21 protein-coding genes and 1 tRNA gene are annotated in these 19992 nt (G+C 66.2%); 6 read left to right on the forward strand and 16 right to left on the reverse strand.

The features are described from left to right. The first annotated feature begins 5 nt into the window (after positions 1 to 5). Complete coding sequence (locus F8O08_RS09115; RefSeq protein ID WP_158043086.1) at positions 6 to 1553, forward strand: helicase-associated domain-containing protein; 1548 nt, start codon at positions 6 to 8, stop codon at positions 1551 to 1553. Further along, positions 1541 to 3187, forward strand: a complete 1647-nt coding sequence (locus tag F8O08_RS09120) for a DNA repair helicase XPB (RefSeq protein ID WP_158037150.1) — start codon at positions 1541 to 1543, stop codon at positions 3185 to 3187. Before F8O08_RS09115 ends, F8O08_RS09120 begins: the two co-directional genes overlap by 13 nt. Before the next feature lie 80 nt (positions 3188 to 3267). Here F8O08_RS09120 and F8O08_RS10865 read toward each other — a convergent pair whose 3' ends face one another. From F8O08_RS10865 to F8O08_RS09140, 5 genes are all read right to left on the reverse strand, one after another. Next, positions 3268 to 3408 (reverse strand): hypothetical protein, encoded by a 141-nt coding sequence (locus tag F8O08_RS10865; protein WP_192497751.1) that lies wholly within the window; start codon positions 3406 to 3408, stop codon positions 3268 to 3270. Between the two features lie 194 nt (positions 3409 to 3602). Further along, a complete protein-coding gene (gene groL, locus F8O08_RS09125) occupies positions 3603 to 5222 on the reverse strand; it encodes a chaperonin GroEL (RefSeq protein WP_158030229.1) in 1620 nt (539 codons plus the stop codon). 119 nt (positions 5223 to 5341) lie between these two features. Next, on the reverse strand, positions 5342 to 6454 hold the full coding sequence (locus F8O08_RS09130) for a DUF3048 domain-containing protein (protein ID WP_158037149.1): 1113 nt from the start codon (positions 6452 to 6454) through the stop codon (positions 5342 to 5344). 56 nt (positions 6455 to 6510) lie between these two features. Then, positions 6511 to 7137: a LytR C-terminal domain-containing protein gene (locus tag F8O08_RS09135; protein WP_158037148.1), complete on the reverse strand. Its 627-nt coding sequence runs from the start codon at positions 7135 to 7137 to the stop codon at positions 6511 to 6513. A gap of 14 nt (positions 7138 to 7151) precedes the next feature. Beyond that, positions 7152 to 7400: a DUF3263 domain-containing protein gene (locus tag F8O08_RS09140; protein ID WP_158037147.1), complete on the reverse strand. Its 249-nt coding sequence runs from the start codon at positions 7398 to 7400 to the stop codon at positions 7152 to 7154. 87 nt (positions 7401 to 7487) lie between these two features. Here F8O08_RS09140 and msrB point away from each other — a divergent pair, with 87 nt between their 5' ends. After that, complete coding sequence (gene msrB, locus F8O08_RS09145) at positions 7488 to 7949, forward strand: peptide-methionine (R)-S-oxide reductase MsrB (RefSeq protein ID WP_158037146.1); 462 nt, start codon at positions 7488 to 7490, stop codon at positions 7947 to 7949. A 19-nt stretch (positions 7950 to 7968) separates the two neighbouring features. Here msrB and F8O08_RS09150 read toward each other — a convergent pair. Next, positions 7969 to 8041 (reverse strand) — tRNA-Thr (locus F8O08_RS09150). Positions 8042 to 8121: 80 nt separating this feature from the next. Further along, on the reverse strand, positions 8122 to 9024 hold the full coding sequence (locus F8O08_RS09155; protein WP_192496791.1) for a DsbA family protein: 903 nt from the start codon (positions 9022 to 9024) through the stop codon (positions 8122 to 8124). Between the two features lie 161 nt (positions 9025 to 9185). Between F8O08_RS09155 and F8O08_RS09160 the strand changes: the two genes are divergently transcribed. Beyond that, on the forward strand, positions 9186 to 10262 hold the full coding sequence (locus F8O08_RS09160; RefSeq protein ID WP_158037144.1) for an ABC transporter ATP-binding protein: 1077 nt from the start codon (positions 9186 to 9188) through the stop codon (positions 10260 to 10262). Here the strand turns inward: F8O08_RS09160 and rlmB are convergent. The 4 genes from rlmB to F8O08_RS09180 are packed head-to-tail and all read right to left on the reverse strand — an operon-like array spanning position 10233 to position 13676. Beyond that, the gene (gene rlmB / locus F8O08_RS09165; protein ID WP_158037143.1) at positions 10233 to 11219 is read right to left on the reverse strand and encodes a 23S rRNA (guanosine(2251)-2'-O)-methyltransferase RlmB; all 987 of its coding nucleotides are present in this window, start codon (positions 11217 to 11219) and stop codon (positions 10233 to 10235) included. The genes F8O08_RS09160 and rlmB overlap by 30 nt on opposite strands. After that, positions 11219 to 12634 (reverse strand): cysteine--tRNA ligase, encoded by a 1416-nt coding sequence (gene cysS, locus F8O08_RS09170; protein WP_158043087.1) that lies wholly within the window; start codon positions 12632 to 12634, stop codon positions 11219 to 11221. The genes rlmB and cysS overlap by 1 nt, the downstream gene beginning before the upstream one ends. 39 nt (positions 12635 to 12673) lie before the next feature. Next, complete coding sequence (gene ispF, locus F8O08_RS09175; RefSeq protein ID WP_158037141.1) at positions 12674 to 13168, reverse strand: 2-C-methyl-D-erythritol 2,4-cyclodiphosphate synthase; 495 nt, start codon at positions 13166 to 13168, stop codon at positions 12674 to 12676. Positions 13169 to 13193: 25 nt separating this feature from the next. Then, positions 13194 to 13676: a CarD family transcriptional regulator gene (locus F8O08_RS09180; RefSeq protein ID WP_158030239.1), complete on the reverse strand. Its 483-nt coding sequence runs from the start codon at positions 13674 to 13676 to the stop codon at positions 13194 to 13196. A gap of 163 nt (positions 13677 to 13839) precedes the next feature. Between F8O08_RS09180 and F8O08_RS09185 the strand changes: the two genes are divergently transcribed. Beyond that, positions 13840 to 14415 (forward strand): hypothetical protein, encoded by a 576-nt coding sequence (locus F8O08_RS09185; protein ID WP_158037140.1) that lies wholly within the window; start codon positions 13840 to 13842, stop codon positions 14413 to 14415. Positions 14416 to 14445: 30 nt separating this feature from the next. Here the strand turns inward: F8O08_RS09185 and F8O08_RS09190 are convergent, their stop codons facing one another. After that, positions 14446 to 15132 carry a response regulator transcription factor gene (locus tag F8O08_RS09190; protein ID WP_158030241.1) on the reverse strand — a complete coding sequence of 229 codons (687 nt, stop codon included), beginning with the start codon at positions 15130 to 15132 and terminating at the stop codon, positions 14446 to 14448. Positions 15133 to 15223: 91 nt separating this feature from the next. Then, positions 15224 to 16423, reverse strand: a complete 1200-nt coding sequence (locus F8O08_RS09195) for a sensor histidine kinase (protein ID WP_192496790.1) — start codon at positions 16421 to 16423, stop codon at positions 15224 to 15226. 166 nt (positions 16424 to 16589) lie between these two features. On the opposite strand from F8O08_RS09195, the gene phoU reads away from it, so the two are divergent. Continuing rightward, positions 16590 to 17264, forward strand: a complete 675-nt coding sequence (phoU, locus tag F8O08_RS09200; RefSeq protein WP_158037138.1) for a phosphate signaling complex protein PhoU — start codon at positions 16590 to 16592, stop codon at positions 17262 to 17264. A gap of 85 nt (positions 17265 to 17349) precedes the next feature. On the opposite strand, the gene F8O08_RS09205 is transcribed toward phoU, so the two are convergent. The 3 genes from F8O08_RS09205 to F8O08_RS09215 all read right to left on the reverse strand — a co-directional run bounded on the left by F8O08_RS09205 (position 17350) and on the right by F8O08_RS09215 (position 19870). Then, complete coding sequence (locus F8O08_RS09205; protein ID WP_158037137.1) at positions 17350 to 18108, reverse strand: phosphoglyceromutase; 759 nt, start codon at positions 18106 to 18108, stop codon at positions 17350 to 17352. Between the two features lie 65 nt (positions 18109 to 18173). Beyond that, positions 18174 to 19253 carry a YgfZ/GcvT domain-containing protein gene (locus F8O08_RS09210; protein ID WP_158037136.1) on the reverse strand — a complete coding sequence of 360 codons (1080 nt, stop codon included), beginning with the start codon at positions 19251 to 19253 and terminating at the stop codon, positions 18174 to 18176. After that, on the reverse strand, positions 19250 to 19870 hold the full coding sequence (locus tag F8O08_RS09215; RefSeq protein WP_158043088.1) for an FABP family protein: 621 nt from the start codon (positions 19868 to 19870) through the stop codon (positions 19250 to 19252). The genes F8O08_RS09210 and F8O08_RS09215 overlap by 4 nt, the downstream gene beginning before the upstream one ends. Positions 19871 to 19992 lie beyond the last annotated feature (122 nt).

Consider the following 19992-nt stretch of genomic DNA (forward strand, 5'->3'; position numbering starts at 1 on the left):
TGTGAATGTCACAGACCATCGCCTACTCCGATGCCGTGGTCGCACTCTCCGACACCGATCTCGACACCGTCGTCTCGCTCTCGCACCTGCCCAGACTGCGCATCGCCGATCTCTACGATCTGAGCTCGCGGCTGGCCCACCCTGACTCGATCGACCGCCGACTCGCGGTGCTCACCGACGAAGACCTGCGCGCGCTGCTCGCAGCCGACACCCCCAGCGCGGCAGCCACTGCACTGCTGCTGGCTGATGGCGCCGGGCATCCTCTTCCCGGAGTCGCAGATCGCATCGCGGCGATGCGTGGCTTGCCGCGCCCAGAGGTGTCGGCCATACCGGCTCTCGATGCACCCGCGCCGTGGCACTCCGTCGTCGCAGTGCAGACCGTCGTGCTGCAGGCCGAGAACTCTTCCCTGCCGCTGACCGCGACCGGCCATGTGCCGGTCTCCGCACTGACCGATCTGGGGCACATCCTCGACATCGAGCCCAGCACGGTGAGCGCGCTCATCTCAATCGCCACGACCGCAGGCCTGTTCCACACCGATGACGACCACATCTCTGCCGAAGCAGAAGCCGAGAGCTGGCTCGGCCTCTCACTGCTCGATGCCTGGCGCACGCTCGCCGACGCGACAGTCCCGAAAGACCTCGCGCCTGTCGTCGAGCAGGCGGTTCTGCACGGTGCCGAGACCGCACAGTCGATGTCTGATCGACTGATCGACGCGGCGAACACGCGCTGGCCGCTGGCACACGAGCACCTCGCCGCCCGGCTGCAGCGTCTGCTTCACGACTGGCGAGTTCTTGCGGTCATCGATGCGGCAGGCCAGCTGACCGATCTCGGTGAGGCGTGGGGCGCCCACGACGACGAACGGCAGCAGAGCCTGGCCGAACAGTGGCCCGCTCCGACCGAGTACGGCTATCTCTACAACCACCTCGAGCTGCTGGTGCCCGGACTGCTCACGCCGCAGCTCGCCAGGCAGCTGCGACGGATCGCGACGCCGACGCGACTCGTCGAGACGCACACCTACCAGATCAGCGAGCAGACGATCGCCGCAGCAGTGGGTCATGGCGAATCGGTGGGCGAGATCCGCGACTTTCTCAAGACGCTGCTGCGCGGCGATCTGAGCCAGCCGCTGCAGTATCTGCTGCGCTCCTTCGCCGAGTCGCCCCAAGCCGTCGTCAGCCCCAGCCGGCCAGACACCGCAGCCGCATCGACTCATGCTGCGCCCCGCACCTCTCCAAGCAGCACACCGAGCATTACGATGGAGTCCGCCGACGACCGCGACCCGGTCAGCCGAGCACGTGCGCTGGTCGGTGAGTTCCGCGATTCGCCAGACGCACGCATCCGCCTGCTGCTCGAGACGGCGCTGCGCGAGCATGCTCCGATCTCGATCACGGTGCGCGTCGGTGACGCCCTGCGCACCGTCGTACTCGAAGTCATCGGCATGGGCGCGACGCGCCTGCGCGGGCGCGAGCCCGGTGCCGAGATCGAGCGCACGCTGCCGCTGAAGGCCATCGCCGAAGTGCATCCGATCACGAAGGAGACCTCATGGGACCACTGATCGTGCAGAGCGACCGTACGGTGCTGCTCGAACTCGACCATCCCGACGCCAACGCCGCACGGCAGGCGATCGGCGGCTTCGCCGAGCTGGAGCGCGCTCCCGAGCACGTGCACACCTATCGCATCACCCGCATGGGGCTCTGGAATGCCGCTGCAGCCGGGGTCACCGCCGACGAGATCATCAGCGCCCTGAACACCTATGCGAAGTTCGCGGTGCCCGACACCGTCGTGCGCACCATCACCGATGCGATCGACCGCTACGGCCGCCTCGACATCATCCGTGACAGTGAAGGCCGGCTGGTGCTCACCGCCGACGATGCCCGCCTGCTGACCGACGTGGCCAATCACAAGCGCGTCGCCGCGCTGCTGACCGAGCAGGTCGACCAGCGCACCTGGATCGTGCAGGAGTGGGCCCGCGGCCAGCTCAAACAGGAGCTGCTGCGCATCGGCTGGCCGGCCGAAGACCATGCCGGCTACACCGACGGAGACCCGTACGAGATCGACCTGAACGAGGACGACTGGCACCTGCGCCCCTACCAGCAGCAGGCCGTCGACTCGTTCGTCGCCGGGGGCTCCGGCGTCGTCGTGCTGCCGTGCGGCGCCGGCAAGACCATCGTCGGGGCGGGGGCGATGGCCGCGCTCAGCCGCAAGACCCTGATTCTGGTCACGAACACGCTCGCGGCGCACCAGTGGCGTGACGAGCTGCTGCGACGCACCCGGCTCACCGACGAGCAGATCGGCGAGTACTCGGGCGAGGCCAAGATCATCGCGCCGGTGACCATCGCGACCTATCAGATGCTCACCGCTCGTCGCAGCAAGAAGTACACGCACCTCAGTCTGCTCGACGCCGAGAACTGGGGCCTCATCGTCTATGACGAGGTGCACCTGCTGCCGGCGCCCATCTTCAAACTGACGGCTGAGCTGCAGGCGCGCCGCCGTCTGGGGCTGACCGCCACACTGGTGCGCGAAGACGGCAAAGAGTCCGACGTGTTCTCACTGATCGGGCCGAAGCGCTACGAGGCTCCCTGGCGCGACATCGAGGCACAGGGATTCATCTCACCGGCCGACTGCGTCGAAGTGCGAGTCGAGTTCACTGAAGACGAGCAGGCACGCTATGCGATGCTCGCCGATGCCGAGCGCTACCACGCGACGGCGCTGGCCGAGGCGAAGCTCGACACGGTGGCCGAGCTGCTCGACGAGCACGCCGACGATCAGACTCTGGTCATCGGGCAGTACCTCGACCAGCTCGAACTCGTCGCTGAGCGCACCGGACTGCCGCTGATCACGGGCAAGACGCCGACCCCGGAGCGAGAACGGCTCTTCGCGGCGTTCCGCACCGGTGAGCAGCGGGCCCTGATCGTCTCGAAGGTCGCCAATTTCTCGGTCGATCTGCCGGATGCGCGCGTCGCGATCCAGATCTCGGGAGCGTTCGGCTCGCGGCAGGAGGAGGCGCAGCGACTCGGGCGCATCATCCGCCCGAACAGCGACGGCTCACGCTCGATCTTCTACTCGATCGTGGTGGCTGACACCGTCGACCAGGACTACGCGCTGTCTCGGCAGCGCTTTCTGAGCGAGCAGGGCTACTCGTACCGCATCGTCGACGCCGAAGACCTGCCGGTGAGCATCCCCGCCTGAGCTGGCGACTGTCGCAGCTGCGTTCTGCCGCTGCGCCTGTGCTGAGCGCCAGCACCTGCAGCAACGCCCAGCACCTGCACCTACACCTGCGCCTGTACCAGCACCAGCACCAGCACCAGCACCAGCACCAGCACCAGCACCAGCACCAGCACCTGCACCTGCACCTGCACCGATTTCAGAACACCACCGCCGATCGCAGGAAGTCGGTCGATTCCTGCCAATCCGCGACGAAGCCGCCCAATCCGTGGCGGAGCAGCAGCACAGCCCACGGCACCAGCACCAGCACCAGCGGCACAGCCGCGCAGACAGACAAAAGCCCTGACTGCGAAACGCAGCCAGGGCTTTTGTGACCAGATCAGTTAAACCGGTCAGCTGAACAGATCAACCAGACCAGTCAGCCGAACAGGTCAGCCGATCAGAAGTCCATTCCTGCAGACGGGTCAGCGGGAGCAGCCGGAGCAGCCTTCTCGGGCTTCTCGGCGACGACTGCCTCGGTGGTCAGGAACAGGCCGGCGATCGACGCGGCGTTCTGCAGAGCTGAGCGGGTGACCTTGACCGGGTCGGCGATGCCGGCCTCGAGCAGGTTCACGTACTCGCCGGTCGCGGCGTTGAGGCCCTCGCCGGGCTTCAGAGTCGAGACCTTCTCAGCGACGACGCCGGGCTCGAGCCCTGCGTTCAGTGCGATCTGCTTCAGCGGTGCGGTGACGCCCTTGCGCACGATCTGTGCACCGGTCGCCTCGTCGCCCTCGAGGTCGAGGGTGTCGATGACGTGCGAGGCCTGGATCAGCGCCACGCCGCCGCCTGCGACGATGCCCTCTTCAGCAGCAGCCTTGGCGTTGCGCACAGCGTCTTCGATACGGGCCTTGCGCTCCTTGAGCTCGGGCTCGGTCGCAGCGCCGACCTTGATGACGGCGACGCCGCCCGAGATCTTCGCCAGGCGCTCCTGCAGCTTCTCGCGGTCGTAGTCCGAGTCGGTCTTCTCGATCTCAGCGCGGATCTGCGCGGCACGACCGTCGATCTGAGCCTTGTCGCCAGCGCCCTCGACGATGGTGGTCTCGTCTTTGGTCACGACGACCTTGCGGGCACGGCCCAGCAGGCTGAGGTCGGTGTTCTCGAGCTTGAGGCCGACCTCTTCGGCGATGACCTGACCGCCGGTCAGGATGGCGATGTCCTGCAGCATGGCCTTGCGACGATCGCCGAAGCCCGGAGCCTTCACGGCAACAGACTTGAAGATGCCGCGGATCTTGTTGACCACGAGAGTGGCCAGCGCTTCGCCGTCGACGTCCTCAGCGATGATCAGCAGCTCTTTGCCTGCCTCGCGCACCTTGTTCAGCACGGGAACGAGGTCGTTGATCGCCGAGATCTTGCCGTTGACGATCAGGATGTAGGGGTCGTCGAGCACGGCCTCCTGACGCTCCGGATCGGTGATGAAGTACTGCGAGAGCACGCCCTTGTCGAAACGCAGGCCCTCGGTGATCTCAAGATCGATGCCGAAGGTGTTCGACTCCTCGACGGTGACGACGCCCTCTTTCGAGACCGTGTGAATCGCCTTGGCGATGATCTTGCCGATCTCGGGGTCGCCGGCTGAGATCGATGCGGTCGCAGCGGTCTCTTCTTCGGTCTCGACCTCTTTGGCGGTCTCGAGCAGCTGCTTCACGACTGCAGCGGTCGCCTTGTCGATGCCGCGACGCAGCCCCACCGGATCGGCTCCGGCGGCCACGTTGCGCAGGCCCTCTTTGACCAGCGACTGTGCCAGCACGGTTGCGGTCGTGGTGCCGTCACCAGCGACGTCATCGGTCTTCTTTGCGACCTCTTTGACCAGCTCGGCGCCGATCTTCTCGTACGGATCTTCGAGCTCGATCTCTTTGGCGATAGACACACCGTCGTTCGTGATCGTGGGGGCGCCCCACTTCTTCTCGAGCACGACGTTGCGACCGCGCGGGCCCAGCGTCACTTTCACCGTGTCTGCCAGGGTGTTCAGACCGCGCTCGAGGCCACGACGGGCCTCCTCTTCAAAGGCAATGATCTTAGCCATGTGAAATCGTCCCTTCTGGACTCTCGGAAGTGTCAGCTTCGTTAGCACTCGGCATTCACGAGTGCCAATACATGATTAGCACTCGCACCATGAGAGTGCAAGTCACACGACGAAGTTCGTCAGGCGGCGGTCCGCCCCTCCGGCGTGGCCTGTCCGCTGCCGTCGGGCACCAGCTCTATCCAGCTCGATCCCGGCTGCAGACGAACCTCGCCGGCACCGTCGGTCGTGGTCAGCACGAACGGCGACGCGGCATCGGCCTTGCTCCACGAGACGTCGAGCACACGTCCGTTCGAGAGCACGTACCCCTGCCCGTTGGCACCGTCGAGCTGGTAGCGCGGCGAGAGGCCTTTCGGCCCCAGGTCGTAGGGCTTTCCGAGCACCGATTTGATGACCACGACGTTGTCTGCTGCGATCTGCTGCGACTGGGCAGCGCTGGCAGACTCGCCCTGCAGCGTGCTGTCGACCTGGCCGTTGGCCGTCGAACGCACCCACCGGTTCTGCGCAGCATCCCACGTCCAACGACGCGGGGCATCCGCCCCGACCGAGACCGACAGCCCCGTCAGCGCGTCGCCGCTCTGCGCGGCCGACGCGGGCTGGTCTTTCGCGGCGTAGGCGAACTGGGCGGCCGGCTGCGTCGTCCGCGCTCCGTCGTCGAGCGCATCGAGCGCGGCCTGCGGATGCGCGAACAGGTTGTTCGGAGCGCCTCGCCCCCAGCTGTCGTCACGAGTGAGCACATCACCATGGCTCTCGTCGATTCGGGTGGCCGCCATCGATCCGAGCACGTCGTCGAAAGCGCTGTGCGACCCCGAGTAGACGAAGGCTCCACCAATGGGCGACACGAGACTGGTGTCAGTGGGGCGGGCCGAACGCACCGGCCCTACGAGACTCGGCAGCTGCGAGTGGTAGACGGCCACATACCGGGTGATGCCACCTTCGACCTGCTCTTCGTAGACGAGGTCGGCCGAGTTGAGGTTGACCTGCGGGCGAGCGCCGTCGTTCGCGTTCGGCACTTTCACGGTGACCGCGGCATGGTTCAGATCGACGTCGGGCATCTCTTCGCCGGTGAGCGGAGCCAGAGCCGGGGCCGACGGGCTCGGCGACTCTGAGACCGGATCTGGCTCCGGCTCGTGCTTCGCGCAGCCGGCGAACCCCGCAGCCCCCAGCCCCAGGGCCAGCAGACCACCGATCACCGCCGTGCCTCGACGAGCGGTTCGCGTGCGGATGCTGTTCATGGGGTCTCCTTCGTGGTGCGGTTCGGCGACGTGGCCGGTGCAGGGCGGCCGAACGGTCAGCGGCGAGTCGAATAGTCGCTGCCGATCGCCACCGTGAGCGGCACTGACAGCGTCTGATTGAGCTGCGGCGAGCTGGAAAGCTGCAGATCGCTGCTGAGCTGTTTGGCGGCGTCAGCGTAGCGCTCATCGGTGTAGTACACGACCGTGGTGCGGTGTGTGCCAAAGCTGGCAGGAGCGTTGGTCACCTGCCCGACCTTCCAGCCGTTCGCCGTGAGCTTCGCACCGGTGCGTGCGGCCAGGCCGCTCTGCGCGTTGGCTCCCTGTGCGTTGAAGACAGTGACCTGGAGCGAGTGCGGGTTGACGGTCGGGGCCGACGGACTGGGCGACGGAGCCGGCTCGCTGGGCTCTTCAGACGGTTCGGCAGGTTCAGCCGACGCACTCTCAGACTCCGCTGGCTCAGAGCTCTCGCTCTGCTGCGGTGCGGCCGAATAGTCATCGAAGACGCTCTGACTGCGAGTGATCTGCATGACTCCGTAGACGATGCCGACCACGAGAGCCGTGGCGACCAGCGCGCCGATCACGATGCGCAGCGTGCGCCAGCCACGTTCGACCGCACGATGCGCGCCGACCTTGCGCGATACGGGCAGGTCGTCGAACTCGTCTTTCGGGAACTTCTCAGCCATGTCTCAATTCTCTCTCACTTCTGCGCACGTGGGTCGCGAGGCTCCTGACGGTGCAGTCGACGCTCGACGCGATGCATGACGTCGGGGGCGAACGCCACCGCGGCAGGCACGCCGACCAGTGATCGCAGAATCTGCTCGTAGCGCACGGCACTGAGGCCGAGTCTGTCGCGAATCGCCCGGCTGCGCCCCTGTCGCAGGTTCTGCAGCTCCATCTCGCAGCGCAGCACGTCACGCTGCAGTGAGGTGAGCCCGCCCGTGCACATGGTATGGGAGTCTACGCTATGAGTGTGGGGGCGTTCAGGCACGATTCGCCGTTGCGCAGACTGCGGTGAGGCACGGAGGTCAATCCAATGACAGATCAGCACGATTCACCCGCGCACGATGCAGACACGGCCTCTGACCCGGCGACGGTCACCGAGCCGCAATGGCGGCAGAGGCTCGACCCCATCGAGTACGCGGTGCTGCGCGAGGCGGCCACTGAGCGCCCGTGGACGGGCGAGCTGCTCGACGAGCATCGCGTCGGTGTCTACCGTTGCCGCGCCTGCGGCGCCGAGCTCTTCACCTCGACGACGAAGTTCGAGTCAGGCTGCGGATGGCCCAGCTTCTACGATCCGCGCGACACCGACGCCGTGACGCTGGTCAGGGACGACTCCCACGGCATGGTGCGCACCGAGGTGCGCTGCGCGAAGTGCGGCTCGCACTTGGGGCATGTGTTCGAGGATGCTCCCCAGACGCCGACGGGACAGCGCTACTGCATGAACTCGGTGGCGCTCACGTTCGAAGCGGGCTCTGAGGCCTCTACTCGCCCGTGATTCCGGGCTGTTCCACTTGAGCCGACTGCGGGGCTCGAACCCGCCACCTCCTGTTTACAAGACAGGTGCTCTACCAGATGAGCTAAGTCGGCATCGACCGCGCGAACGGCCGAACCCATCTTAGCGGGTGATTCGGGCCGTCCGCACGATCATGCTCAGATCAGCCTGGCGCTCACTGACCTTCAGAAGCGCCGGCACCGGTCTGCGTCATGTCGATGCCGCGATCTTTGAGCTTCTGCTGCAGGGTGTCACTGACCTTGCTGAGGTCGTCAAGCGACTGTCCATCGATGTAGACCGTAGGCGTGCCGGTGAGGTTCGCCGCGTCCGTCGACCGTTTGACCCACTTCTTGAACTCGCCGTCACGGATCGATTTCTCGACCTGATCCTGCTGCTCGGGGTGGTCGTCGCCGATCACCTGGCGAGCCAGCTCGACGAGCCGGTCATCGCTCAGCCCGCTCGTGCTCTCGTTCGCCTGCACGCCGGGCTGCAGCAGCGTGGTGAAGTAGTTCAGAAAGCTGTCGGGCGCATACGTCGCGACCGAGGCAGCGGCTGCGGCAGACCGCGTCGAGTACTTGGTGCCCTGAGACGCCTGATCCAAGATCGACACCGGGTGGATGACCAAGTCGATGTTGCCCGCCTGCGCCTGCTCGCTGAGCATCTGTCCATACGTCTGCTCGAACTGACCGCAGATCGGGCACATGAAATCGGCGTAGATCTCTACGACGAGACGCCCGTCTGGCGAGGTCTGACGTTCCGGCTGCACGTCGGCGGCACGTGGCTCGGCCTTCTGCACCGCAAGACCTTCAGAGATCACCACACCGTCGTTGGGCATGTTCGCCGGCATGACCGAAGCCGCTGCCTGCTCGTGCTTCTGCACGCTCTGAATGATGAGCCAGCCTCCGAGGACCACAGCGACCACAGCGACGATCACGCCGATCTGAATGAGCAGTCGCTTGCGCTTGCGCTGCCGCTCCTGCTGCTCGCGAAACTGGCGGGCTTTCTCACGCGCCGCCTCACGGCGCTGGTTCTTTGTCGGGCGGCTCTGCGGATTGCCGCCTGATGTGCTGCCTGCCATGATCTCCCTCTGGTCGATTCGGCCAAATAAGTTGCACCTACAATGGATTGCGCATACCAGCATGCCACACAGCAGGCCGGATCGCGTGGTCTCACAGCTCTCACCGAGGATACCGCGTCACCCACTGCCTGGCGTCCCCGAGAATCGCGCATAATGAGACTATGCCCTCTCTGGTTTTGGAACGCGCCTCCTGCGTCTATCCGGGCGCGGCCGATCCCGCGGTGCGCGACATGTCGCTGTCTGTCGACGACGGAGCCTTTCTCACCCTCTTGGGCCAGAGCGGCTCAGGCAAGTCGACGCTGCTGCGCATGATCGCCGGCCTCGAAGAGACCGCCTCGGGCACTGTGCGCATCGACGGGCGAGAGGTCACACGCCTGCCCCCGAAACACCGCAACGTCGCCATGGTGTTTCAGAACTACGCGCTGTACCCGCAGATGTCAGTGCGCGACAACATCGCGTTCGCGCTGAAAGTCGCCGGCGTCGACCAGACCGAACGTGATCGCCGCGTCAGCGTGGTCGCCGACGGCCTCGATCTCGACGATCTGCTGAGTTCGTCACCGCACGAGCTCTCCGGCCGCGAGCGCCAGCGCGTCGCCGTGGGGCGGGCGCTCGCTCGCATCCCCGATCTACTGCTGCTCGACGAGCCCTTCACCAGCCTGCCCGCCGATGTGCGCCATCCACTGCTCAGCAGCATCCGCACTCTGGCTGCGCGACTCGGCGTCACCACGCTCTACGCGACCAGAGATCTCTCAGAGGCGGCGTTGCTCGACGAGCCCATCGCCGTGCTCGACGACGGCCGGCTGCACCAGATCGGTTCGCTCGCACATCTGCGCAGCCGACCAGAGGATCTCACCGTCGCCCAGACCGTCATCGACGAGCCGCTCACCTGCTGGACGGCCTCCGCCGAAGACGGCACGATCTGCGTCGGCGATCAGTGCCGCATCGTTCCGGGAGCAGACGGCCCGGTGGTGCTCGCGATCGCCTCGCGACACATGACGCTGAGCGACCAGCGCGAAGATCTCGGCGGCACGGTCGAACACATCGCACCGGGGCCCAACGGCGGGCACACACTCACCCTGCGCTTGGCCGACCGCGACCGCAGCGAGTGTCAGATGCGCACCGACGGCGTCAGGCTGCAGCCCGGTGACCGCGTGCGTCTAGCCGTCGCCGTCGAGCTCGCATGGGTGTTCCACGCCGACAGCGGACGACTACTCGCCGCTCCCGCTGCGCGCGGTTGAGACCGCATACATCGCAACAGCGGCGGCGATGCCGGCGTTCAGGCTCTCGACGCCGCTCGTGATCGGAATCGACACGATTTCGTCGCACGTCTCGCGCACCAGACGTGACAGCCCTTTGCCCTCCGAGCCCACAACGATCACCAGCGGATCGGTGGCGAGGTTGAGCTCGGGCAGCGACACGTCTCCGCCCCCGTCGAGACCGACGACGAACAGGCCGTCTTTCTTGAGCTGGCGCAGTGTCTGAGTGAGGTTGGGCACCATCGCCACATGCGTGCGCAGTGCGGCACCCGCCGAGGTCTTCCAGGCCGATGCCGTCACGCCGGCGCTGCGGCGCTCGGGGATGATGACGCCGTCAGCCCCGAAGGCTGCGACCGAACGGATGATCGCACCGAGATTCCTCGGATCGGTCACACCGTCGAGCGCGACGATGAGGGGCGCATGGTCGCTGGCCTGCGAGAGCAGGTCGTCGAGCTTCGCATACCGGTAGGGCGGCACCTGCAGTGCGATGCCCTGATGCACTGCACCCTCGCCGACCAGGCGGTCGAGTTCGTCTCGGGTGACGGTCGTCACAGGGATGCCGCGCCCGGTCGCGCGAGCGAGCGCGTCGCGAACGCGGTCGTCGGCGTCGATGTGCTCGGCCACATAGAGGGCGGTGGCGGGCACTTTGGCGACCAGGGCCTCGACGACCGAGTTGCGGCCACCGATCAGTTCGGTGTCGCGCTGCTTGTGCACGGTCGGCCGACCGGCGCGACTGCTCTGATGGCCGCGGTAGGGCTGTGCACCGGAGGCGGAGCGCTCGGCTCGGGCCTTCGCCTTGGCTTTGGGGTGATACGGCCGATCCTCAGCCTTCGGCGTCGGCCCACGGCCTTCGAGCTTCTTGCGCCCCTGACCGCCCGAGCCGGCCTGCGCGCCCTTCTTGTGTTTGCGCACGGCTCCCGCGCGACGACGTTCTGCCATCACTCCACACTCCATTTCGCCCCGTTGGGGGTGTCTTCGATCTGCAGCCCGGCTGCGATCAGCTCGTCACGGATGCGATCCGCAGCCGAGAAGTCCCGTTCATTCCGTGCCGTCGCACGCGCTTTGAGGCGCTCTGCCACCAGATGGTCGAGCACGCGTTCAGCCGCATCGTCACCGCCGGTCTCAGCGGCGAAGTCGTCGGGGTGCAGCCCCAGAACCCGCAGCATGGCTTCGACTGCAGCGCCGGCCTGGAGCGCCGTCGCCGCATCGCCATCAGCCAGAGCTGCGTTGCCGCGGCGCACCTGTTCGTGCAGCACGGCGAGTCCCTGCGGCACACCGAGGTCGTCGTCCATCGCCTCGACGAACGCCGTCGGCAGTGCGGCCCAGGGGTCTGCGCCGTCGTCCACGCCCTCGACGGTCTCATGCAGACGCTGCACGAACCCGTTGATGCGTCCGACAGCAGCAGCTGCCTCGTCCAGGGCACTCGGCGAGTACTCGAGCGTCGAGCGGTAGTGCGCAGAGCTGAGAAAGTATCGCACGGCCTGCGCCGGGGCGGCATCGAGCAGATCGGCTGCGAAGACCGAGTTGCCGAGCGACTTGCTCATCTTCTGGTCGCCGACGGCGACCAGACCGTTGTGCACCCAGATGCGGGCGAACTCGAAGCCGGCGGCGGTCGACTGGGCCAGCTCGTTCTCGTGATGGGGGAAGCGCAGGTCGAGCCCGCCGCCGTGGATGTCGAAGGTCTCGCCCAGATACTGGGTCGACATCGCCGAGCACTCGATGTGCCAGCCAGGACGACCGCGCCCCCATGGGGAATCCCATGCGGCGGTCTCGGGCTCACCGGCCTTGTGCCCCTTCCACAGCGCGAAGTCTCTGGGATCACGTTTGCCCCGCGGATCTGCGTCTGCCGCGTCGGCCATGTCTTCGAGGCGTTGGTGGGTGAGCTCGCCGTAGGCCGGCCAGGACTTCGTGTCGAAGTACACATCGCCGCTGCCGTCTTCGGCTGCATAGGCATGACCGCGCTCGATCAGCCGTGCGATGATCTGCTGCATGCGCTGGATGTTGGCCGTGGCACGCGGCTCGTACGTCGGCGGCTGCACGCGCAGCCGGTCATATGCGTCGTTGAACAGCCGCTCGACCCGATAGGCCAGCGCCCACCAGGGTTCGCCGGTCTGCTCGGCGCCCGAGAGGATCTTGTCGTCGATGTCGGTGACGTTGCGAATCAGTGTGACCTCGAGTCCGCATGCCGTGGCCCACCGCCGCATGATGTCGTAGATCAGCGCCGATCGCAGGTGCCCGATGTGCGGCGCAGACTGCACCGTGGGGCCGCAGACGTAGATGCCGACCTGGCCGGGGTGCACCGGCCGCAGCTCGCGCAGGGCACGGCTCTTGGTGTCAAAAAGGTGAATCGTCACAGGGCAAGTCTACGTCGAAGGCTCAGATCGAAGACCAGGTCATCGTCGCAGCGTCGCGACCGCCTGGGCCAGCAGCCCGGCACCCGCCCCGATGACTCCGAGCCGGTCTGCGGTCGTCGCCGCGAACGACACCGGGGCCCCGACCAGCTCGGTGAGACGCTGCTCGGCCTCACGACGGCGGGGCGAGATCCGAGGCCGCTGAGTCATCACCTGCACGGCGACGTGTTCGACCCTCCAGCCGGCCTGTGCGACCAGCTGCAGCGTCTCGTGCAGAAAGACCTCGCTTCGGGCACCTGCATACTCGGGCCGATCGGTGCCGAAGTGCTCGCCCATATCACCCAGGCCCGCTGCAGAGAGCAGCGCGTCGCAGATGGCGTGCACGACCGCGTCGCCGTCGCTGTGCCCGGTGAGCGCAGGGGTGTCGGCCCAGTCGAGAGCCGCGAGGCGCAGGATGCCGGAGTCGCCGAACGCATGGACATCGCTGGCGATGCCGGTTCGCGTCGCGGAAGACGGAGCCTCGGGCGGAGTGGTCATCGAGGGAAGTTCAGAGGCTGCGGCCTCAGGAGGCCAGAACTTTGTCGAGCATCTCGCCGGCGCTGTCTTCGTCGGTCTTCTCGGCCAGGGCGAGCTCTGAGATGAGAATCTGACGAGCTTTGACGAGCATGCGCTTCTCACCCGCCGACAGGCCGCGATCCTGGTCGCGGCGCCACAGGTCGCGCACGACTTCGCTGACCTTGATGACGTCGCCGGAGGCCAGCTTCTCGACATTGGCCTTGTACCGACGCGACCAGTTGGTGGGCTCTTCGGTGAAGGGTTCGCGGAGCACGGCGAAGACGGTCTCGAGGCCCTTCTTGTCGATCACGTCACGAACGCCGACCTCTTCGACGCTGTCTGCAGGAACCTGAATCGTCAGGTCTCCCTGTGCGACCTCGAGCGTGAGATAGAGCTTCTCTTCGCCACGCACGGCACGCTTCTTGACCTCAGTGATCTTGGCTGCCCCGTGATGGGGGTAAACGACGACTTCGCCGACTTCAAAACGCATTGAATAACGCCCTCCGTAGGCCGCAAGGATACCATATTCATATGTCCGTTCCGCCGTGCCCGCCCAGAGTGACGAGAGACGCACAGAATTCGCGGTAGACTGACCGAGTACGTCTAGTATTTCACCGCCCGCGGCCGTGGGCGGGCACTACCGCGGAGGAAACGTGAGCATTCGCAGAGCATCTTTGGCCGCCCTCGTCGTCGCGCTGGTCTCGGTCGGAGCGGCCGGCTGCTCGTACGCGACGCCAGTCGCCACCGAGCGCACCTACAACGCCTCTGACGGCATCGTGATCGGCGTCGGCGACGTCACCCTGAGCAACATCGCTCTGATCTCTGATGACGAAGGCAGCCAGGCCCGACTCATCGGCCAGGTGGCCACCTCTGGAACCAAAGCGGCCAGCGTCACGCTGACCATCGAAGGCCAGCAGCCGATCAGCTGGAACGTCGAGCCGAACCAGCCGATCGATCTCGAGACCACCGAGAACGAGCACGTGCTCACCGATCTCGGCGCCAAGCCCGGCGCCACGCTGCGCGCGAAGGCGACCGCTGACGGCCAGACCGAAGATCAGAAGACCATTCCGGTCATCGCCGGGCACCTCAAGGAGTACTCGTCATTGGTGCCGAGCAGCGAGCCCAGCTCGCCTGCTGCGATCTCGTCGTCCGAGACGCCGTCGCCGAACGGGAGCACCGCATCCACCGCGCCGAACGAAGCCGCGACGCCGTCGCACACAACGCACTGACCGGCTCATCGCCGGCGGGCGCGCGAGACGTCACGCCTCGAGTTTGTACCCCAAACCCCGAACCGTCACCAGACGCTGCGGGTGTTTGGGGTCTTTCTCTATCTTCGAGCGGATGCGCTTGACATGCACGTCCAAGGTCTTGGTGTCGCCGAAGTAGTCGGGCCCCCACACCTGGTCGATCAGCTGGCCTCGAGTCAGCACACGGCCCACGTTCTCAGCGAGGTAGGCCAACAGCTCGAACTCCTTCAGCGGCAGATAGACCTCGCCGCCCTCGACGCTGACCACATGCGAATCAAGGTCGATGCGAATGCCGCCGGCCTCGATGACCGTGATCTCATCGCCGCCGACGTCGGCCCCGCCGCTGCGCCGCAGCACTGCGCGCACGCGAGCCAGCAGTTCCTGAGATGAGTAGGGCTTGGTCACATAGTCGTCTGCGCCGACCTCCAGGCCGAGCACCGTGTCGAGCTCGGTGTCTTTCGCGGTGAGCATGATGACGGGGACGTCCGAGGTCTGGCGGATCTGCCGACAGACGTCGAGACCGTTCATGCCCGGCAGCATGAGGTCGAGCAGAATGAGATCCGGCTCGACTTGGGCGAAGGCCTCGAGAGCCTTGAGACCGTCGTGCGCGACCGTGACCTCATAGCCCTCGCGTCGCAGCAGGTATGTCAGGGGCTCGCTGATCGACGGTGCGTCCTCGACTAGCAGCAGGTGCGTCAACGTGTCTTCCTCTCGTCGCGCGGCGGCAGCAGGCCGCCATCTTGCCAGAACTGGCTCTGGCATCTGTTGAACAGGGGGCGGATGTCAGAGGTCACGGCCGCCGCACCACCACGGGAGCAGCTGTGGGCGTCTCGCGATCGGTGCCGATCACCTGCCCGGTCAGGTCTCCGCTGCGCGGAAGATTCAGGGTGAAGCTCGAGCCGATGCCGACCCTGGACCAGACACTGACCGTGCCACCGTGGGTGCGGGCGACATGCTTGACGATGCTGAGCCCCAGACCGGTGCCCCCTGTGCCGGTGGAGCGCACCCGCGCAGGGTCGACTCGATAGAAGCGTTCGAAGATGCGTGACTGCTGCGCCTTCGAGATGCCCTCGCCTTTGTCGGTGACGACGATCGAGACGCCATCATCACGACCTGAGGCCAGCACACCGACGTCACTCCCCTGGGGCGAGTACTCGATGGCGTTCGTGAGCAGATTGGCGACCGCAGAGACCAGGGACTTCTCGTCGCCCTCGATGCTGAGATCGCCCTCTGTGCGCGCGGAGAGGCTGACCCCTTTGCGCTGTGCCGTCACCTGCGCAGTGGCTATTGCCGCGTCGACCACCGCCGCCAGATTGACGTCGGAGAACTGCGTACGCTGATCGAGCTCGCTCTCGATGCGACTCAACGAGAGGATGTCTCCGACCATGTCGCTCAGTCGCTGCGTCTCGGAACGCAGCTGCCGGGCGAACCGACCCACCATCTCAGGGTCGTCCGCAGAATCGGCGAGAGCCTCGCTGAGCAGCAGCACCGCGGCGATGGGCGTCTTCAGCTCGTGACTGACGTTTGTCGTGAAGTCGCGGCGCATGGCCTCGACCAGCACCTCTTGGGTGCGGTCTTCGACGACGACGAGAATGTACCGGTTGCCCAGCACCGAGACGTGCGTGGTGACGTGGCTGTCTGCCCGATCGCCGCGGCCGCGGCGCAGCACGAGCTCCTGCTGCACTGCGGTACCGGTCTCTCTGACCTGGTCGATGTCATGGGTGATCTCGTCGAGCACCACACGTCGGCCGGAGACGATGCCCAACGGCTTGAGTGACGGAGTGGTCAGCAGTACCTCGTTCGACGCGTTCACGACGAAGGCGGGAAAGGGCAGAGCCTCCAGCGACTGCACGACGCCGTCGGGCAGAATCTGAGCGACCATATACCGACCGCGTTCGCCCTTCTGATACGAGCGAAAGAGCAGCAGCCCGACGGTCGTCGCCACGAGCGCGCCGACCATTGCGGCGAGAACGACCGTCCAAAGACCCATGGGCACCATTCTAGGCAAGGAGGTTGGCGCAGAATCGTCACGGCCGTCGCATGGTAAGCTGCCGGTTCGTTCGTGTTCAGCGTCACTTCACCGGTTGTTCACTTCACTCCGAGATGATCAGCAGCGTTGTTCAGCATCGCTGACCCGTCACGTCGTTAGGAATCCCGTGCGCATCGTTTTCCAGCAGGAGCTCGAAGAGGTCCAGGGCAAGCTCGTCGAGATCTCGACACTCGTCTCCGAGGCCATCGAGAAGGCCGTCACCGCATTCAACGAGTCGAATGTGCATCTCGCCGAAGAGGTCATCGACAACGACGACCGCATCGACGAGCTCGCCTCCGATCTCACCGAGCTCTCAATCATGATCCTCGCCAAGCAGCAGCCGGTTGCGCGAGATCTTCGCACCATCGTGAGCACTCTGCGCATCACCGCATCGGTCGAACGCATGGGCGACCTCGCCGCGCACGTCGCCCAGCTGGCCAGGTACCGCTTTCCCGATCGCGTCGTTCCCGGCGATCTGCGCGACACCTTCATGCGCCTCGGCGCACTCGACGTCGCCATCGCCAAGAAGGTGCCGGAGCTCCTGGCCACCCAGGATCTCGAGCTCGCCGAGGCGATCCGTCAGGCCGACGACGAGGTCGACGCACTGCACAAGCATGTGTTCGACACCGTGCTCTCTGACGAGTGGAAGAACGCTGCGCTCGACACCGTCGACGTGACCCTCGCCAGCCGCTACCATGAGCGCTTCGCCGACCACGCGGTCAACATCGCCAACATGGTCATCTATCTGGCCACAGGCGACTGGGCGAACGAGGGCGACGAGAGCGACAGCAGCACGCTCTGATCGCCTCGCCCAGAGGCGACAGTCAGAAGAGGGCCCCGACACTGCTCAGTACAGTGTCGGGGCCCTCTTCTGACAGCTCAGCTGGTCACTGCTGTTTGCGCCCCTGAGCGGCAACGGCGGCAGCACCGGCCGCGGCGGCTTCGGGGTCGAGATACTCGCCGCCCGGCACGAGGGGGCGCAGCTCCTCGTTCAGACGGTAGACCAGAGGGATGCCCGTCGGAATGTTCAGCTTGGCGATCTCGTCGTCAGGCACCTGATCAAGGTGCTTGACGAGCGCACGCAGCGAATTGCCGTGCGCCGTGACCAGCACGGTGCGGCCGGCTGCGAGATCGGGCACGATGGCATCCTGCCAGTACGGCACCAGTCGCCCCAGCACGTCTTTGAGGCACTCCGATCGCGGCACGCGCTCGAGCAGCCCGTAGCGGGGATCGTTCGTCTGGGCGTACTCGTCGTCTTCGGCGATCTCAGGAGGCGCGATGTCGTACGAGCGGCGCCAGGTCATGAACTTCTCTTCGCCGTACTTCTCGAGGGTCTCACTCTTGTTCTTGCCCTGCAGCGCGCCATAGTGGCGCTCGTTCAGACGCCAGGAACGGCGCACGTCGATCCAGTGACGATCCGCTGCCTCCAGCGCGAGATTCGCCGTCTTGATCGCACGTTTGAGCACAGACGTATGCACGACGTCAGGCAGCACACCCGCCTCGGCGAGCAGCTCGCCTGCGTGCCGTCCCTCTTCGACACCCTTCTCGGACAGGTCGGCGTCGACCCACCCGCAGAAGAGATTCAGCTTGTTCCATTCACTGTTGCCGTGGCGCAGCAGCACCAACGTGCGCGTCTCTTGAGTCATGCGACAAGTCTACCCGGCCGGCCCGCTCCTAACGCCGCTCGAACGTCGCGCCTCGACGTCGTAGGTCAGTGCGCCCGGCGACGCGCCCGACGCAGATCGCGTACGGCAGAGGCGGCCAGTCCTCCGGCATCCGCCGGCACGATCGCCTCTTGACGAGCGACCATCGTCTCGTCGCCGTGCTGCACGGTCAGCTCGGCGTCGAGAGCGAGCCCGCGTCGCACCACCGCGAGCGCGACGGGCCCCATCTCCCAGTGCATGCCGCCGGTCGTGACCGTGCCGACCTGCTGGTCTCCTGCCAGCACGGCGTCGCCGTGTTCGACCCAGGTGTCACTGCCGTCGAGCTGCAGCAGCACGAGCCGCCGCGGCGGGTGACCCAGATTGTGCACCTTGGCGATCGTCTCCTGACCCGGATAGCAGCCTTTGTCGAGATGCACTGCGCTGCGCAGCCAGTCGAGCTCATGCGGAATCGTGCGGTCGTCGACTTCGTCGGCCTCACGCGGGCGGGCAGCCGCGATGCGCAGCGCCTGCCAGGCGTCGCCGCCGGAACGGCGCACTTCGGCGTCGTCGAGCAGCGTCTTCGCCTCGGCACGCCGGCTGCCGTCGACGAAGGCGATGCGCCAGGTCCACGTCTCATACTCGACTGTCTCAGCGTCGGCGTACTGCCAGCCTCCGACAGCCAGGTGCGCCCACGGGTCGCACCAGACGAAGTCGGCGAGCTGTTCGAGCGCCGGCTGCCAGTCACGGCCGTTGACGGCGAACCAGCCGACCTGCGCAAAACGCGAGGTGGCATCCTCGGCATCGACCCGCAGCATGAAGCGCATCTTGCGCACCCACTCGACCACGCGCTCGGCACCACCGCGCTCGGGCAGCAGCCAGATGTCGTCATCGGCGCCGCCGACGGCACCGACGGCGAACTGCACATGGCCGGCGGCATCGAGCAGCAGAGCCTCATCGCTGGCGCCTGCGGGCAGGGATCCGACGTCACGAGAGAGCAGCACGTTGAGAAAGCGCTCGCGATCGGCGCCGGTCACGTGAACGACGTCACGCGTGGGGATGCTCAGCACCGCCCGCCCCGTGATCAGCCGATGCTGCTCGCCGAGGGGGTCACCGAGCTGTCGGGGCTCGAGCGGTGCGCGGGAGGTCACTCAGCGGCTCCCGCATCTGCCCCGGAGGCACTGCGTCGAGCCAGCACACCCGAGGCCATCGAGGCCATCGGCCGGCCGAACGCGGCGATGTCCCACGCCCACATCAGCTGGCCGTCGACCAGGCCGTACATGCGTTCGGCGGCGGTATAGAGACGCGACTCTGCCGGGCGCAGCACGGCATCAGTGCCGATCTGCACGCGGGGCCCGTTGATGGTGCCGACATAGAGCTCGCTGATGCCGTCAGGGTGCAGCACGCTCACCTCGAGCGGAAACCCGGTCTCAGAGCGCAGCTCGTCGACGTCGTCGATGGTGCGTGCGGCACCGTCGGCTCCGGGCAGCAGCGCAGGCCCGTGATCAGCAGGCCGCTCGGGCGCGGCCAGGCGCCAGTAACCGGTTTCTGCCGTCAGCGGGGTGCGCTCATCGTCGAGCAGCCAGTAGTACGAGTTGTAGTGCAGGTCAGCCAGGCCCTCATTGGTGAAGCTGACACGCTGCCCAAATTCGTATTCGACGTGGTCTTCGTCGACCCCGTAGCTGACGACGCCAGTGCCCTCCCACACGCCGATCAGCCAGCTGAGCGGGTTGACCTCGGCGGGCAGCCCCTCTGGGATGTCAAACACGCTCAGCGCTGACCCTTGAAGAGCTTGACCAGCACGGTCACCGACACGAAGGCGATCGCGAGGCTGGCCAGTGCGAGCAGGCCGACGAAGAAAATCTCAAGTGCAACGATTCCGTCCATGCC

It is taken from the genome of Pseudoclavibacter sp. CFCC 13611, assembly GCF_008831225.1.
Lineage (GTDB): Bacteria > Actinomycetota > Actinomycetes > Actinomycetales > Microbacteriaceae > Pseudoclavibacter_A.